Annotated in this window: 17 protein-coding genes; 14 read left to right on the top strand and 3 right to left on the bottom strand. The window is 49.7% G+C overall.

Annotation, left to right across the window (positions count from 1 at the left end; all coding sequences use genetic code 11):
* Positions 1 to 41: 41 nt before the first annotated feature.
* Together A31E_RS14675 and rimL are read left to right on the top strand one after the other, a co-directional pair.
* Positions 42 to 266 carry an HP1242/YdcH family protein gene (locus A31E_RS14675; RefSeq protein ID WP_001516426.1) on the top strand — a complete coding sequence of 75 codons (225 nt, stop codon included), beginning with the start codon at positions 42 to 44 and terminating at the stop codon, positions 264 to 266.
* A gap of 48 nt (positions 267 to 314) precedes the next feature.
* On the top strand, positions 315 to 854 hold the full coding sequence (rimL, locus tag A31E_RS14680; RefSeq protein WP_001516425.1) for a 50S ribosomal protein L7/L12-serine acetyltransferase: 540 nt from the start codon (positions 315 to 317) through the stop codon (positions 852 to 854).
* Here the strand turns inward: rimL and ydcK are convergent.
* Positions 846 to 1,826: a YdcK family protein gene (gene ydcK / locus A31E_RS14685; protein WP_016248718.1), complete on the bottom strand. Its 981-nt coding sequence runs from the start codon at positions 1,824 to 1,826 to the stop codon at positions 846 to 848. The two genes, rimL and ydcK, sit on opposite strands and share 9 nt — an antisense overlap.
* 123 nt (positions 1,827 to 1,949) lie before the next feature.
* Between ydcK and tehA the strand changes: the two genes are divergently transcribed.
* The 3 genes from tehA (at position 1,950) to A31E_RS14700 (ending at position 4,503) form a co-directional block, all read left to right on the top strand.
* Entirely contained in the window at positions 1,950 to 2,942 is a 993-nt protein-coding gene (tehA, locus tag A31E_RS14690; RefSeq protein WP_024191883.1) for a dicarboxylate transporter/tellurite-resistance protein TehA, read from the top strand.
* Complete coding sequence (gene tehB / locus A31E_RS14695) at positions 2,939 to 3,532, top strand: tellurite resistance methyltransferase TehB (RefSeq protein ID WP_000586710.1); 594 nt, start codon at positions 2,939 to 2,941, stop codon at positions 3,530 to 3,532. The genes tehA and tehB overlap by 4 nt, the downstream gene beginning before the upstream one ends.
* 302 nt (positions 3,533 to 3,834) lie before the next feature.
* Positions 3,835 to 4,503, top strand: a complete 669-nt coding sequence (locus tag A31E_RS14700) for a DUF3313 domain-containing protein (RefSeq protein ID WP_001261035.1) — start codon at positions 3,835 to 3,837, stop codon at positions 4,501 to 4,503.
* A gap of 34 nt (positions 4,504 to 4,537) precedes the next feature.
* Here A31E_RS14700 and A31E_RS14705 read toward each other — a convergent pair whose 3' ends face one another.
* Positions 4,538 to 5,749 carry a benzoate/H(+) symporter BenE family transporter gene (locus A31E_RS14705; RefSeq protein WP_071990339.1) on the bottom strand — a complete coding sequence of 404 codons (1,212 nt, stop codon included), beginning with the start codon at positions 5,747 to 5,749 and terminating at the stop codon, positions 4,538 to 4,540.
* A 52-nt stretch (positions 5,750 to 5,801) separates the two neighbouring features.
* On the opposite strand from A31E_RS14705, the gene A31E_RS14710 reads away from it, so the two are divergent.
* The gene (locus A31E_RS14710) at positions 5,802 to 6,338 is read left to right on the top strand and encodes a helix-turn-helix domain-containing protein (RefSeq protein ID WP_001516421.1); all 537 of its coding nucleotides are present in this window, start codon (positions 5,802 to 5,804) and stop codon (positions 6,336 to 6,338) included.
* A gap of 72 nt (positions 6,339 to 6,410) precedes the next feature.
* Positions 6,411 to 8,372, top strand: a complete 1,962-nt coding sequence (gene rlhA, locus A31E_RS14715) for a 23S rRNA 5-hydroxycytidine C2501 synthase (RefSeq protein WP_024193578.1) — start codon at positions 6,411 to 6,413, stop codon at positions 8,370 to 8,372.
* Positions 8,373 to 8,465: 93 nt separating this feature from the next.
* Here the strand turns inward: rlhA and A31E_RS0122530 are convergent, their stop codons facing one another.
* The gene (locus tag A31E_RS0122530; RefSeq protein WP_000494240.1) at positions 8,466 to 8,696 is read right to left on the bottom strand and encodes a DUF2554 family protein; all 231 of its coding nucleotides are present in this window, start codon (positions 8,694 to 8,696) and stop codon (positions 8,466 to 8,468) included.
* A gap of 221 nt (positions 8,697 to 8,917) precedes the next feature.
* Between A31E_RS0122530 and hicA the strand changes: the two genes are divergently transcribed.
* From hicA to A31E_RS14750, 7 genes are all read left to right on the top strand, one after another.
* Positions 8,918 to 9,094 (top strand): type II toxin-antitoxin system mRNA interferase toxin HicA, encoded by a 177-nt coding sequence (gene hicA, locus A31E_RS14720; RefSeq protein WP_000813795.1) that lies wholly within the window; start codon positions 8,918 to 8,920, stop codon positions 9,092 to 9,094.
* 45 nt (positions 9,095 to 9,139) lie between these two features.
* Complete coding sequence (gene hicB, locus A31E_RS14725) at positions 9,140 to 9,556, top strand: type II toxin-antitoxin system antitoxin HicB (protein ID WP_077627724.1); 417 nt, start codon at positions 9,140 to 9,142, stop codon at positions 9,554 to 9,556.
* A gap of 78 nt (positions 9,557 to 9,634) precedes the next feature.
* Complete coding sequence (locus A31E_RS14730; RefSeq protein WP_016248716.1) at positions 9,635 to 11,044, top strand: aminotransferase-like domain-containing protein; 1,410 nt, start codon at positions 9,635 to 9,637, stop codon at positions 11,042 to 11,044.
* Positions 11,045 to 11,282: 238 nt separating this feature from the next.
* Positions 11,283 to 12,428, top strand: coding sequence for a putative ABC transporter substrate-binding protein YdcS (ydcS, locus tag A31E_RS14735; RefSeq protein ID WP_000047463.1), 1,146 nt, complete (start codon positions 11,283 to 11,285; stop codon positions 12,426 to 12,428).
* Between the two features lie 17 nt (positions 12,429 to 12,445).
* The gene (locus A31E_RS14740; RefSeq protein ID WP_016248715.1) at positions 12,446 to 13,459 is read left to right on the top strand and encodes an ABC transporter ATP-binding protein; all 1,014 of its coding nucleotides are present in this window, start codon (positions 12,446 to 12,448) and stop codon (positions 13,457 to 13,459) included.
* Positions 13,460 to 14,401 carry an ABC transporter permease gene (locus A31E_RS14745; RefSeq protein ID WP_001516417.1) on the top strand — a complete coding sequence of 314 codons (942 nt, stop codon included), beginning with the start codon at positions 13,460 to 13,462 and terminating at the stop codon, positions 14,399 to 14,401.
* Positions 14,391 to 15,185, top strand: a complete 795-nt coding sequence (locus A31E_RS14750) for an ABC transporter permease (RefSeq protein ID WP_000555487.1) — start codon at positions 14,391 to 14,393, stop codon at positions 15,183 to 15,185. Before A31E_RS14745 ends, A31E_RS14750 begins: the two co-directional genes overlap by 11 nt.
* Positions 15,186 to 15,202 lie beyond the last annotated feature (17 nt).

The following is a 15,202-nucleotide window of genomic DNA, read 5'->3' as shown; positions in this document are numbered from 1 at the left end:
TATTTCAGATACACCTTGTCAGCCACTAACAGGGAGTGCGTATGTTTCCAGAATACCGAGATTTAATATCCCGTCTGAAAAACGAAAATCCTCGCTTTATGTCCTTGTTCGATAAACACAATAAACTTGATCATGAAATTGCCAGAAAGGAAGGTTCTGACGGTCGAGGGTACAATGCGGAAGTGGTTCGCATGAAAAAACAAAAGTTACAGTTAAAGGATGAGATGCTTAAAATCCTGCAGCAGGAAAGCGTCAAAGAGATGTAAACTTTCTAAGCCGCCAGCAGGGCGGCTTTTTAAACTGATGTAAGGATTATGACCGAGACGATTAAAGTGAGTGAATCACTTGAATTACGTGCCGTTGAAGAAAGACACGTCACACCGCTGTATCAATTAACCTGTAAAAACAAAACCTGGTTACAACAATCGTTAAACTGGCCGCAGTTTGTGCACAGCGAAGAGGACACGCGAAAAACGGTGCAGGGCAATATGATGTTGCATCAACGCGGCTATGCCAAAATGTTCATGATTTTCAAAGAAGATGAACTCGTCGGCGTTATCTCATTTAATCGTATAGAACCGCTGAATAAAACGGCGGAAATCGGCTACTGGCTGGACGAGTCCCATCAGGGACAGGGGATTATTTCTCAGGCGCTGCAGGCGTTTATTCATCATTATGCCCGGATCGGTGAGCTACGACGCTTCGTGATCAAATGTCGGGTGGACAATCCGCAAAGCAACAAGGTAGCCGTGCGTAATGGTTTTACACTGGAAGGTTGTCTGAAACAGGCTGAATTCCTTAACGATGCTTACGATGATGTGAATATATACGCGCGCATTATCGATTCACAATAATCCCGCCAGAGGCGTTCGTGTAATACGTTCCTCGCCGTTAATAACTTTTGGACCACGTACATGAATAGTGTCGCCATCAAAGGCTTCGACGACGGCGTGGTCGGTTATCTCCACATGGTTTTCAATCATTACCGCGCCTGTAATGCAACTGTCACCTTGTATGATAACGTGCTCGTCGAGCAGAATCGGACCACCACGCACAATGGCGTTACCACCAACCAGAACATGATGCTTTAACACACAATTACCTTCTACCGTGGCATGTTCCGCTACCTGGGAACTGTAGTGAAGGGTGGGAATGGCATCTTCTCCTGTCCCGGCAATCACACGTGCATGACCGTAGACTTTCGCACAGTCGCACAGCCAGACGTTGTTTTCTTCATTGCCTTCAATACGGGCAAAATCAAAAACTTCGGCGCGATGCTCAATAAATGCATACCGGACGACGGCATCGCCATAAATTTGCGCCTGATGGACAACTCGCGAGGTGCTAACCCTGGCGCGATCATAAATTTGCAGCAGAAGATGGTGGTCGGGCGTTAGCCCTTGCGTGGCGACGATCATTGAATGTTGATCGATACAGGCATGACCAAAAATTCTACACTGACCACATATTAATGAGTCTCTAATCGTGACGTTGTCACTTATATGTGCACCCTGGCTGATTTCACTATTATCGATCCAGGTGTTATCCGTTGCGTAGACCTCCCCCCGCAGCACGCAACTACCGGTGATACGCGTATTACCGGAAATAACCGTTCCGCCAAAAGCAATGGTATTCTGGTCGTAAATCCAGCAATTTCCCTCCTGTGCCAGCGCCGTTTCGCTATCGATCCAGCCGCCAGCGGTTCCCGTTATCACATCGTTAAAATCGGCTACGGCAATAATCTGCCGTAATAACACACTCTTTTTATCGCCATCTTCCTGATAACTAAAGGCTCGCTGTTCTTCACTGAGACGATATTTGCGCATAGCGTTTTCCCGCAGGTGACTTACTATAACCGTAGCAAATTCTGCGACTCTGGCTATGTTTGAGAAATTTCCATAAAATGCATTTCAAATATACTTTATAAATTAAACAAAATGAGTAAGAAGATACAGAGCGATAAAGTGCTCAATTTACCGGCTGGCTACTTTGGCATTGTGTTGGGAACGATAGGGATGGGGTTTGCCTGGCGCTATGCCAGCCAGGTTTGGCAGGTCAGTCACTGGTTAGGTGATGGTCTGGTGATCCTGGCGATGATCATTTGGGGATTACTGACCACGGCATTTATCACCCGGCTGGTGCGCTTTCCGCACAGTGTGCTGGCAGAAGTGCGCCATCCGGTGATGAGCAGTTTTGTTAGTTTGTTTCCGGCAACGACGATGCTGGTAGCAATTGGTTTCGTGCCGTGGTATCGCCCGTTGGCAGTGTGTCTGTTCAGCGTTGGCGTAGTGATTCAACTGGTTTACGCCGCCTGGCAAACTGCCGGATTATGGCGCGGTTCTCATCCTGAAGAAGCGACGACACCGGGGCTTTATTTGCCGACTGTTGCCAATAACTTTATCAGCGCAATGGCCTGTGGTGCGTTAGGTTACACTGATGCCGGTCTGGTTTTTTTAGGCGCTGGCGTCTTCTCCTGGTTGAGTCTTGAACCGGTGATCCTTCAACGGCTGCGTAGTTCGGGTGAGTTACCCACGGCGCTGCGGACATCGCTCGGTATTCAGCTTGCCCCTGCGCTGGTCGCTTGTAGCGCCTGGTTAAGCGTTAACGGTGGCGAGGGTGACACACTGGCGAAAATGCTTTTCGGTTATGGGCTGCTGCAACTACTGTTCATGTTGCGCCTGATGCCGTGGTATCTCTCGCAACCGTTTAATGCCTCATTCTGGAGTTTCTCGTTCGGTGTATCCGCGTTGGCAACCACCGGTTTGCATCTGGGTAGCGGCAGCGATAATGGTTTTTTCCATACGCTGGCGGTGCCGCTATTTATCTTTACCAATTTTATTATCGCATTACTGCTCATCCGTACTTTCGCGCTTCTGATGCAGGGGAAATTATTAATCAGAACTGAGCGCGCCGTTTTAATGAAATCCGAGGACAAAGAATGATCATTCGTGATGAAAACTACTTTACTGATAAATATGAATTAACCCGCACACATTCCGAAGTTCTGGAAGCCGTGAAAGTGGTTAAACCGGGTAAAACGCTGGATCTGGGCTGTGGCAATGGTCGTAATAGCCTTTACCTTGCAGCTAATGGTTTTGATGTTGACGCATGGGATAAAAATGCTATGAGCATTGCCAACGTTGAGCGCATTAAAACCATTGAAAATCTGGAAAATTTACGTACTCAGGTTGTCGATCTGAATAGCCTCACGTTTGATGGACAATACGATTTTATTCTTTCTACTGTGGTGCTGATGTTCCTGGAGGCGAAAACCATCCCAGGGCTGATTGCGAATATGCAGCGCTGCACAAAACCCGGCGGTTACAACCTGATTGTGGCGGCAATGGATACCGCTGATTTCCCATGTACTGTCGGCTTCCCATTTGCCTTCAAAGAGGGGGAGTTGCGTCGATATTACGAAGGCTGGGAGATGCTGAAATACAATGAAGACGTTGGTGAACTACATCGAACCGACGCCAACGGTAATCGTATTAAACTACGTTTTGCTACTATGTTGGCGCGCAAAAAATAATCAGAAAAGGACAATGCGTATGGAAATGCTTCGCGTAGAGATGATTAACGGCTGTTCTTTTCGGTAGGCATGTTTTTTATCAATATGGTGTGAAATAAATCACAAGAAGCGAAGTTTTTTATTAGCTTAACATCCTGAAGATTAACAACTGATGATTGACTCAGCCCCCTTTTCGTCATTGACTATATTGTCAGAAAAGGGGCTGGAAAATTTATTTTCAACAACACTTTTTTTGCCACAACACGAAGCGGCGCTTTTTGCTATAACTTAAAAAGTAATATAATTATCTCAGGAAATTATTCATGCGTACCACATCGATTGCGAAAGTTGCGGCTTTATGCGGTTTGTTGGCTCTGTCTGGTTGTGCCTCTAAAATCACCCAGCCGGATAAATATTCTGGTTTTTTAAACAATTACTCCAACCTTCAAGAAACAACGTCAGCAACGGGCAAACCGGTATTGCGCTGGGTTGATCCAAATTTTGATCAAAGCAAATATGACAGCATTGTCTGGAATCCGATCACCTATTACCCAGTGCCAAAAGCCTCTACCCAGGTAGGGCAGAAAGTTCTGGATAAAATTTTGAGCTATACCAACACCGAAATGAAAGAAGCGATTGCGCAGCGTAAACCACTGGTGACTACCGCTGGCCCACGTAGTCTGATTTTCCGTGGTGCTATTACCGGTGTTGATACCAGCAAAGAAGGGTTACAGTTCTATGAAGTTGTTCCTGTCGCATTAGTTGTTGCGGGGACGCAAATGGCGACGGGTCACCGTACCATGGATACCCGCTTGTACTTTGAAGGTGAGCTGATTGACGCGGCTACCAACAAACCGGTGATTAAAGTGGTTCGCCAGGGCGAAGGTAAAGACCTGAATAACGAAAGTACACCAATGGCTTTCGAAAACATTAAGCAAGTTATTGATGACATGGCGACTGATGCCACCATGTTTGACGTTAACAAAAAGTAATACCAGTCGCGCCATCGTAAGATGGCGCTTCTTATTATCGGTTTCTACCAGCCATTAAATTCAACATCACGTAACAGACGCCACCGGCAATTAATCCCCAAAACGCTGAACCAATCCCAACCAATGTCAGTCCGCTCGCCGTTACCAGAAATGCTACCACAGCAGCGTCGCGCTCACGTTCATTATGCAACGCCTGATACAAACTGCCGCCAATGGTACTTAACAGCGCCAGACCCGCCAGCATCTGGATCCAACTTACGGGCAGGGTAGCCATCATGCCCGTAATGGCACTGCCAAATAAACCCGCCAGTAAATAAAAGACGCCAGCCGCGGCGGCGGCCAGCCAACGGTGATCTTTGTCCGGGTGCGCTTCCGGGCTTTGGCAAATAGCAGCAGTAATTGCCGCAATCCCTACGGAATAAACGCCAAACGGAGAAAATAGAAGTGCCAGTAGTCCAGTAAAGACAATCAGCGGCGAAACGGGAACCGAATATCCAGCCGCTTTCATCGCTGCAATCCCCGGCGCGTTTTGCGACGCCATCGTCACCAGAAAAAGTGGTAGCGCAACACTTAAACTGTGAGAAAACGAAAATTCTGGATCGATATAAGCAGGAAGAACGGGTTTAAAAACAACATTTTTTGTGACAACGTCACCTTGCAGTATTACCACCAAAATTCCGACAACCATAGCCGCGATTACGGCATAACGTGGCGCAAAAGCCTTCGTCGCCAGCCAGACCAGCAACATACTTCCGCACAACGTAAACTGACCATCCAGGCTGGCAAACGCCTGTAAACCAAAGCGTAATAAAATCCCGGCCAGCATCGCTGCTGCAAGAGAATGCGGAATAATGCGCATCAGGCGGGCGAATAATCCCGTCACACCACAGAGGACAATCAACGCGTTCGTGACCATAAAAACGCCGATGGCTTCGTTAAGCGTGAGTCCCTGCAATCCTGTTACTAACAAAGCCGCGCCAGGCGTTGACCATGCGGTCAGAACCGGCACGCGATACCACAATGTCAGGGCAAGAGTACTGAACCCCATTGCCAGTCCCAGTGCCGTCATCCAACCGGAGATTTGCGCAGTGGTGGCACCCGCGACAATCGCTGCCTGCCATATTATTGCCGCCGAACTGGCGTAGCCGATCAATACCGCCAGAAATCCCGCCAGTAATGTAGGTGGAGGAACAGAAAACAGACGCATAATCACCTCGTGCGTTATAGCGGACAGGCACCGTAGCATTTGTCCGTTATAACGCACAAGTGATAAACTCCTGTTTTGCAGGAGGAGTCGCATGGAAAATCTCGCTCACTATTTATCCGCCACGCTTAAATATCTTCGTCAGCAACGAGGCTGGAGTCTTTCTCGACTGGCAGAAGTTACGGGCGTTTCTAAAGCGATGTTAGGGCAGATTGAACGTAATGAATCCAGCCCGACGGTCGCGACATTATGGAAAATCGCCACCGGAATGAACGTGCCGTTTTCGACGTTTATTTCGCCGCCGCAGAACGCTATACCATCAGTTTATGATCCACAACAGCAGGCGATGGTGATCACCTCGTTGTTTCCTTATGATCCACAACTCTGCTTTGAACACTTTTCGATCCTGATGGCTCCTGGCGCAATAAGTGAATCGACGCCACACGAAAAGGGGGTGATTGAACATGTCGTCGTCATCGAAGGGCAGCTTGAACTGTGCGTTGATGGCGTGTGGCATAGTCTTAATCGTGGAGAAGGCATCCGTTTTGCCGCCGATGTCGCTCATGCCTATTGCAACCGTGACGAGCAAAGCGTGCATTTTCATTCCCTCATTCATTACCCACGTAGTTAAACAGGAAAACTATTTCGCAACGTCACGCTTGTGGCTAAAATAGCCGCCATTTTTCAGCTACTGGATAAGAAAGTGACCGTATCTTCTCATCGCCTTGAACTGTTAAGCCCGGCACGCGATGCCGCCATTGCCCGCGAAGCTATTTTGCACGGTGCCGATGCTGTTTACATCGGTGGCCCTGGTTTTGGTGCCCGTCATAACGCCAGTAATAGCCTGAAAGATATTGCCGAACTGGTGCCATTTGCTCATCGTTATGGCGCAAAAATTTTCGTCACCCTTAATACCATTTTGCATGACGAAGAACTGGAACCGGCGCAGCGGTTGATTACCGATCTTTATCAGACCGGCGTTGATGCACTGATTGTGCAGGATATGGGGATTCTGGAACTTGATATTCCACCGATTGAACTGCACGCCAGCACGCAGTGTGATATTCGCACGGTGGAAAAAGCGAAGTTCCTCTCTGACGTTGGCTTTACGCAGATCGTGTTGGCGCGTGAGCTTAACCTGGAACAGATCCGCGCGATTCATCAGGCCACAGACGCGACCATTGAGTTCTTTATTCATGGTGCACTGTGCGTGGCATATTCCGGTCAGTGCTACATTTCTCATGCACAAACGGGGCGTAGCGCCAACCGTGGCGATTGCTCACAGGCGTGCCGTTTACCATACACGTTGAAAGACGATCAGGGGCGGGTGGTTTCCTATGAAAAACATCTGCTGTCGATGAAAGATAATGATCAGACTGCCAATCTTGGCGCTCTGATTGATGCTGGTGTGCGCTCCTTCAAGATTGAAGGGCGTTACAAAGATATGAGCTACGTGAAGAATATCACCGCGCATTATCGCCAGAGGCTGGATGCCATTATTGAAGAACGTGGCGATCTGGCACGTGCTTCATCTGGTCGTACCGAGCACTTTTTTGTACCTTCGACGGAAAAAACCTTCCATCGTGGCAGTACAGACTACTTTGTTAACGCGCGTAAAGGCGACATTGGCGCGTTCGATTCCCCGAAATTTATTGGCCTGCCAGTGGGTGAAGTATTGAACGTTGCTAAAGATCATCTCGATGTTGAGGTCACCGAACCGCTGGCTAACGGCGATGGTCTGAACGTAATGATTAAACGTGAAGTCGTCGGCTTTCGTGCCAACACGGTAGAGAAAACGGGGAAAAACCAGTACCGCGTCTGGCCAAATGAGATGCCAGCAGAGCTGCATAAAATTCGTCCACACCATCCGCTTAACCGTAACCTTGACCATAACTGGCAACAGGCGCTGACCAAAACCTCCAGTGAGCGCCGGGTCGCTGTAGATATTGAACTTGGCGGCTGGCAGGAACAACTCATTCTGACGTTAACCAGCGAAGAGGGCGTCAGCATCACTCATACCCTGGATGGGCAATTCGACGAAGCGAATAACGCCGAAAAAGCACTCACCAATCTGAAAGAGGGATTGTCGAAGCTGGGGCAGACTATCTATTACGCTCGTGATGTACAAATTAACTTGCCGGGGGCGCTGTTTGTGCCAAACAGCCTGTTAAATCAGTTCCGTCGTGAAGCCGCCGAAATGCTGGATGCCGCGCGTCTTGCCAGTTACCAGCGCGGCAGCCGTAAACCGGTTGCTGATCCTGCGCCGGTTTATCCGCAAACGCATCTGAGTTTCCTCGCGAATGTTTACAACCAGAAAGCGCGTGAATTTTATCATCGCTATGGTGTGCAACTGATTGATGCGGCGTATGAGGCACATGAAGAGAAGGGCGAGGTTCCGGTGATGATCACCAAGCATTGTCTGCGCTTTGCTTTCAATCTGTGTCCGAAGCAGGCGAAAGGCAATATCAAAAGCTGGAAGGCAACACCAATGCAACTGGTTAACGGCGATGAAGTGTTAACGCTGAAGTTTGATTGCCGTCCATGTGAGATGCACGTCATCGGCAAAATCAAAAATCACATTCTGAAAATGCCGTTACCGGGAAGCGTTGTTGCATCCGTAAGCCCGGATGATCTGCTGAAAACATTGCCGAAGCGGAAAGGATAAACCGCAAGTTTTCAGGGTTATTCACAGCTCATTGAATCTGCATGATATTGTTGGCCGGATAAGGCGTTCACGCCGCATCCGGCAACAAACGACTCAACTCTGACCCGCTTCTGGTTTACGTGATTTTTGCCAGTAAAAATGCTCGCGTAAGCCTTCTGCCGATTCTTCCGCAACGGCGCGCAATTCATCGCTGTCCGCTTCATGGCGCAGTTGATGATCCACATTTTTCACCCATAAAAACTCATGTCCTTTGTGTCCTGCCATTAGTTGCCCGGAGAACAGCGCGCAGGTTAATAAGACTACCGATAACGCCTTCGTAAACATCCCGCCACCTTTTTCTTACCTTTTGCCGCTATGATGCCGACAGTTTCTTGAGGTTATTATTCTGTTTTGCAAATTAGCGCAAAGAAATTCTGGAATCTGCCTTCCTGATTTTGCATTGCATTCTGCTGTTGCGGCGATTAAGTGCTATTTTCGAGCAAATTACACACGGAGGTAAACACTAATGTTTACTTTGTTGATATACTCAGCGGCAGGGAGGCGATGTGAAACAAAGCGAGTTCAGACGTTGGCTCGAATCTCAGGGCGTCGATGTGGCGAATGGCAGCAACCATTTAAAACTCAGGTTTCACGGGAGGCGCAGTGTCATGCCGCGTCACCCCAGCGAAGAGATTAAAGAACCATTGCGTAAAGCAATTCTGAAACAACTCGGTTTGAGTTAATCGCCAATTAAAAAGGTTAATGACATGCGAGAGACAGTCGAAATTATGCGTTATCCCGTCACTCTTACACCCGCGCCGGAAGGCGGTTATATGGTTTCTTTTGTGGATATCCCCGAAGCGTTGACGCAGGGAGAAACGGTCGCTGAAGCGATGGAAGCAGCAAAAGATGCCTTACTGACCGCATTTGATTTTTATTTTGAAGATAACGAACTCATCCCGTTACCTTCGCCATTGAATAACAACGATCACTTTATTGAAGTACCTTTAAGTGTTGCTTCTAAGGTATTGCTGCTAAATGCTTTTTTACAGTCAGAAATCACTCAGCAAGAGTTAGCCAGACGAATTGGCAAACCTAAACAGGAGATTACTCGCCTATTTAATTTGCACCATGCGACAAAAATCGACGCCGTCCAGCTCGCGGCTAAGGCGCTTGGCAAAGAGTTATCGCTGGTGATGGTTTAATTACAGTTAACACAAAGTTGTCATTTTTAACAACTGATATAGACTGCCGGATCACCTGCACACTATAACGATTCAAAAATGAAAAAATACCAGCAACTGGCGGAACAATTACGCGAGCAAATTGCGTCAGGCATCTGGCAGCCTGGCGATCGTCTGCCTTCGTTACGTGAACAGGTGGCGCTTTCTGGCGTGAGCTTTATGACCGTCAGCCATGCCTACCAGTTGCTCGAAAGTCAGGGACATATTATTGCGCGGCCGCAGTCGGGTTATTACGTTGCGCCACAGACAATAAAAATGCAGAAAGCGCCAGTCATTCCGGTCACACGTGATGAAGCTGTCGATATTAATACCTATATTTTTGACATGTTGCAGGCCAGTCGCGATCCGTCGGTAGTGCCGTTTGCCTCAGCCTTTCCCGATCCGCGGCTTTTCCCACTGCAACAATTGAACCGCTCGCTGGCGCAAGTAAGCAAAACCGCCACGGCAATGAGCGTGATCGAAAACCTACCGCCAGGGAATGCCGAGCTTCGCCAGGCTATTGCTCGCCGCTATGCCTTACAGGGTATCACCATTTCGCCTGATGAAATCGTCATTACCGCCGGTGCATTAGAGGCATTAAATCTCGGTTTGCAAGCAGTCACAGAACCGGGCGATTGGGTGATAGTAGAGAATCCTTGTTTCTACGGCGCGTTGCAGGCGCTGGAACGATTACGGCTGAAAGCGTTATCGGTGGCGACGGATGTTAACGAAGGGATTGACCTTCAGGCGCTGGAACTGGCGTTACAGGAGTATCCGGTGAAAGCGTGTTGGTTAATGACTAACAGCCAGAATCCGCTCGGTTTTACCTTAACGCCGCAGAAAAAAGCGCGGTTGGTAGAGTTGCTCAACCAGTACAACGTGATGCTGATTGAAGATGATGTCTACAGCGAGTTGTACTTTGGGCGGGAAAAACCGCTGCCTGCAAAAGCCTGGGATCAACATGATCGTGTGCTGCATTGCTCATCATTCTCTAAATGCCTGGTGCCAGGTTTTCGTATCGGCTGGGTCGCCGCAGGAAAACATGCGCGTAAAATCCAACGCTTGCAATTGATGAGTACGCTTTCCACCAGCTCACCGATGCAACTTGCGCTGGTGGATTACCTTTCGACACGCCGCTACGATGCCCATCTGCGTCGTCTACGTCGACAGCTTGCGGAACGCAAACAACGCGCCTGGCAGGCGCTGCTGCGTTATCTGCCTGTGGAAGTCAAAATACACCATAACGACAGTGGTTATTTTCTCTGGCTGGAACTTCCCGAACCGTTAGATGCGGGAGAATTAAGTGTTCAGGCACTGGCACATCACATCAGTATTGCGCCTGGTAAAATGTTTTCTACTGGCGAAAACTGGTCACGTTTTTTTCGTTTTAATACTGCATGGCAGTGGGGAGAACGCGAAGAACAAGCGGTAAAACAATTAGGCAAACTTATTCAAGAGCAGTTGAAATAGATTCCAATTTAATTTCCCTCCGGTTGAGCAATAGGAAATTCGAATAGCTCCAGTATTCCTTAACCCCTTGTCTATACTCCAGAAGATAGCCTCTAAAATTGCGTAATGCGCGTTAGCTCACAACCTGACTAAATATTTTCAGGGGCGAAGGTACGCCTGCAATGCGCCGTCTATGGTTAAACAGGGAGATATTTTTACGGCACGGCTGCTGACAATAATGACAACAGGAGTAAGACCTATGAGCAAGACATTTGCCCGCAGCAGCCTGTGTGCGCTAACCATGACTTTAATGACCGCCCACGCCGCCGAACCCCTCACTAATTTAGATAAACCGGAAGGACGACTGGATATTATCGCCTGGCCGGGATACATCGAACGTGGACAAACCGATAAACAATACGACTGGGTTACGCAATTCGAAAAAGAAACAGGTTGCGCGGTAAATGTGAAAACCGCCGCCACTTCCGATGAAATGGTCAGCCTGATGACCAAAGGCGGTTACGATCTGGTCACGGCGTCCGGTGATGCTTCACTGCGTTTGATTATGGGTAAACGTGTGCAGCCGATTAATACCGCACTGATCCCCAACTGGAAAACACTCGACCCACGCGTAGTAAAGGGCGACTGGTTTAACGTTGGCGGCAAAGTTTATGGCACGCCGTATCAGTGGGGGCCGAACCTGCTGATGTACAACACCAAAACCTTTCCGACGCCACCGGATAGCTGGCAGGTTGTCTTTGTGGAACAGGAACTGCCGGACGGTAAGAGCAATAAAGGCCGCGTACAGGCTTATGACGGCCCTATCTATATTGCCGATGCCGCGCTGTTCGTCAAAGCGACTCAGCCGCAGTTGGGCATCAGCGATCCGTACCAACTGACCGAAGATCAATATCAGGCGGTGCTGAAAGTACTTCGCGATCAACATGGTTTGATCCATCGCTACTGGCATGACACCTCTGTACAAATGAGCGATTTCAAAAATGAAGGCGTGGTAGCTTCCAGCGCATGGCCATATCAGGCCAACGCATTGAAAGGCGAAGGACAACCGATCGCCACCGTCTTCCCTAAAGAGGGCGTCACCGGCTGGGCTGATACCACTATGCTGCATAGCGAAGCAAAACATCCGGTTTGTGCCTACAAATGGATGAACTGGTCATTAACACCAAAAGTGCAGGGTGATGTGGCAGCCTGGTTTGGCTCACTGCCTGTGGTGCCGGAAGGCTGTAAAGCCAGTCCGTTGCTGGGCGATAAAGGCTGTGAAACTAATGGATTTAACTATTTCGACAAAATCGCCTTCTGGAAAACGCCCATCGCAGAAGGGGGAAAATTTGTCCCATATAGCCGCTGGACGCAGGATTACATTGCCATTATGGGCGGCCGCTAACTTCGCTGGGGTGTTTTATGACGTACGCAGTGGAGTTTGACAACGTTTCTCGGTTGTACGGTGACGTGCGCGCGGTAGATGGCGTCAGTATTGCGATAAAAGATGGTGAGTTCTTTTCAATGCTGGGGCCGTCCGGCTCCGGAAAAACCACCTGTCTGCGGCTAATCGCTGGATTCGAACAGCTTTCTGGCGGGGCAATTACTATTTTTGGTAAACCCGCCAGCAATCTGCCACCGTGGGAGCGGGATGTTAATACCGTTTTCCAGGACTACGCGCTGTTTCCCCATATGTCGATTCTCGATAACGTGGCCTACGGGTTGATGGTCAAAGGCGTTGAGAAAAAACAGCGTTACATCATGGCGCAAGAGGCGCTGGAAAAAGTGGCGCTTGGTTTCGTGCTGCAACGTAAGCCGTCACAGCTTTCCGGTGGTCAACGCCAGAGGGTCGCCATCGCCAGAGCGTTAGTGAACGAACCGCGCGTGTTGCTACTGGATGAGCCGCTCGGCGCACTGGATCTTAAGCTGCGCGAGCAGATGCAACTGGAACTGAAAAAGCTGCAACAATCCCTCGGAATCACTTTTATCTTTGTCACCCACGATCAGGGCGAAGCATTATCGATGTCCGATCGCGTGGCGGTTTTCAATAATGGACGTATTGAGCAGGTTGATTCACCGCGCGATCTCTATATGCGTCCGCGTACGCCATTTGTCGCGGGATTTGTCGGGACATCCAACGTTTTTGCGCCGCTGATTGCGGAGAAACTTTGCGGCATGATGGGGAGCTTCGCATTGCGCCCGGAACATATCCGCCTCAATACACCTGGCGAAGTGCAGGCCAATGGCACGATCCAGGCGGTGCAATATCAGGGGGCGACGACTCGTTTTGAACTGAAACTTAGCGGCGGTGAAAAACTGCTGGTCAGTCTGGGCAACATGACGGGCGAAGAACTACCCGCCACGCTCACGCCTGGTCAACAGGTGATGGTTTCCTGGTCCCGCGATGTGATGGTGCCTCTGGTTGAGGAGAGGTGAATGGCGATGAACGTATTGCAGTCACCTGCGCGCCCCGGCATGGGGAAGATGTCGGGTTTTTTCTGGCGTAAACCGGGGCTTGGGTTGTTTTTACTGCTGCTTGGCCCGTTGATGTGGTTTGGCATCGTCTATTTCGGCTCGCTGCTGACACTGTTATGGCAGGGGTTTTATACCTTTGATGATTTCACTATGTCGGTAACGCCGGAACTGACGCTGGCGAATATACGCGCACTGTTTAACCCGGCTAATTACGACATCATCATCCGCACACTGACGATGGCAGTGGCGGTGACCATCGCCAGCGCTATTCTGGCCTTTCCGATGGCGTGGTACATGGCGCGCTACACCAGCGGCAAAATGAAAGCGTTTTTTTATATTGCGGTGATGTTACCGATGTGGGCGAGCTACATTGTTAAAGCCTATGCCTGGACGTTATTGCTGGCGAAAGATGGCGTAGCGCAGTGGTTTTTGCAACATCTGGGGCTGGAGCCACTGCTGACGGCGTTCCTGACACTTCCGGCTGTGGGCGGCAATACACTGTCTACTTCCGGGCTGGGGCGTTTTCTGGTGTTTCTTTATATCTGGCTGCCGTTCATGATCCTGCCTGTGCAGGCAGCGCTGGAGCGTTTACCCCCGTCACTGCTGCAGGCATCGGCAGATCTCGGCGCGCGCCCACGGCAAACTTTCCGCTATGTGGTGTTACCGCTGGCGATCCCGGGTATTGCCGCAGGTTCTATCTTTACCTTCTCGCTAACGCTGGGCGACTTTATCGTTCCGCAATTGGTGGGGCCGCCGGGGTATTTTATCGGCAACATGGTCTACTCCCAGCAAGGGGCGATTGGCAATATGCCGATGGCTGCAGCTTTCACTCTGGTGCCGATTGTTCTTATCGCACTGTATCTGGCGTTCGTGAAACGCATGGGGGCGTTCGATGCACTCTGAACGCGCACCGTTGTTCCTCAAACTGGCGGCCTGGGGCGGCGTGCTTTTTCTCCATTTTCCCATCTTGATTATCGCCGCCTATGCGTTTAACACCGAGGAAGCCGCATTTAGTTTTCCACCACAAGGCTTGACGCTGCGCTGGTTCAGCATAGCAGCACAGCGTAGCGATATTCTTGATGCCGTGACACTGTCACTTAAAGTGGCGACGCTGGCGACATTCATCGCGCTGGTGTTAGGAACACTGGCGGCCGCGGCGCTCTGGCGGCGTGACTTTTTCGGCAAAAGCGCCATTTCACTGTTACTGCTGTTACCCATTGCATTGCCTGGCATTGTCACTGGTCTCGCACTATTAACGGCCTTTAAAACGATCAATCTGGAGCCAGGCTTTTTCACTATCGTGGTTGGTCATGCGACTTTTTGCGTGGTGGTCGTCTTCAACAATGTCATCGCCCGTTTTCGCCGTACCTCGTGGAGTCTGGTGGAAGCGTCAATGGATCTTGGAGCCAATGGCTGGCAAACCTTCCGCTACGTGGTGTTGCCGAATCTCAGTTCGGCGTTACTGGCGGGGGGAATGCTGGCGTTTGCCTTGTCGTTCGATGAAATCATCGTGACGACTTTTACCGCGGGTCACGAACGGACGTTACCACTGTGGTTGCTCAATCAGCTTGGGCGACCGCGTGATGTACCGGTAACCAACGTTGTGGCACTGCTGGTTATGTTGGTAACAACCTTGCCGATCCTGGGGGCCTGGTGGCTAACCCGTGAAGGCGACAAGGGTCAATAACCACTGAAATGGGAATA

It is taken from the genome of Escherichia sp. KTE159 (assembly GCF_000408805.1).
Lineage (GTDB): Bacteria > Pseudomonadota > Gammaproteobacteria > Enterobacterales > Enterobacteriaceae > Escherichia > Escherichia marmotae.
Note: the sequence above shows the minus strand (reverse complement) of the source record. Positions and strands in the feature narration are given on the sequence as shown.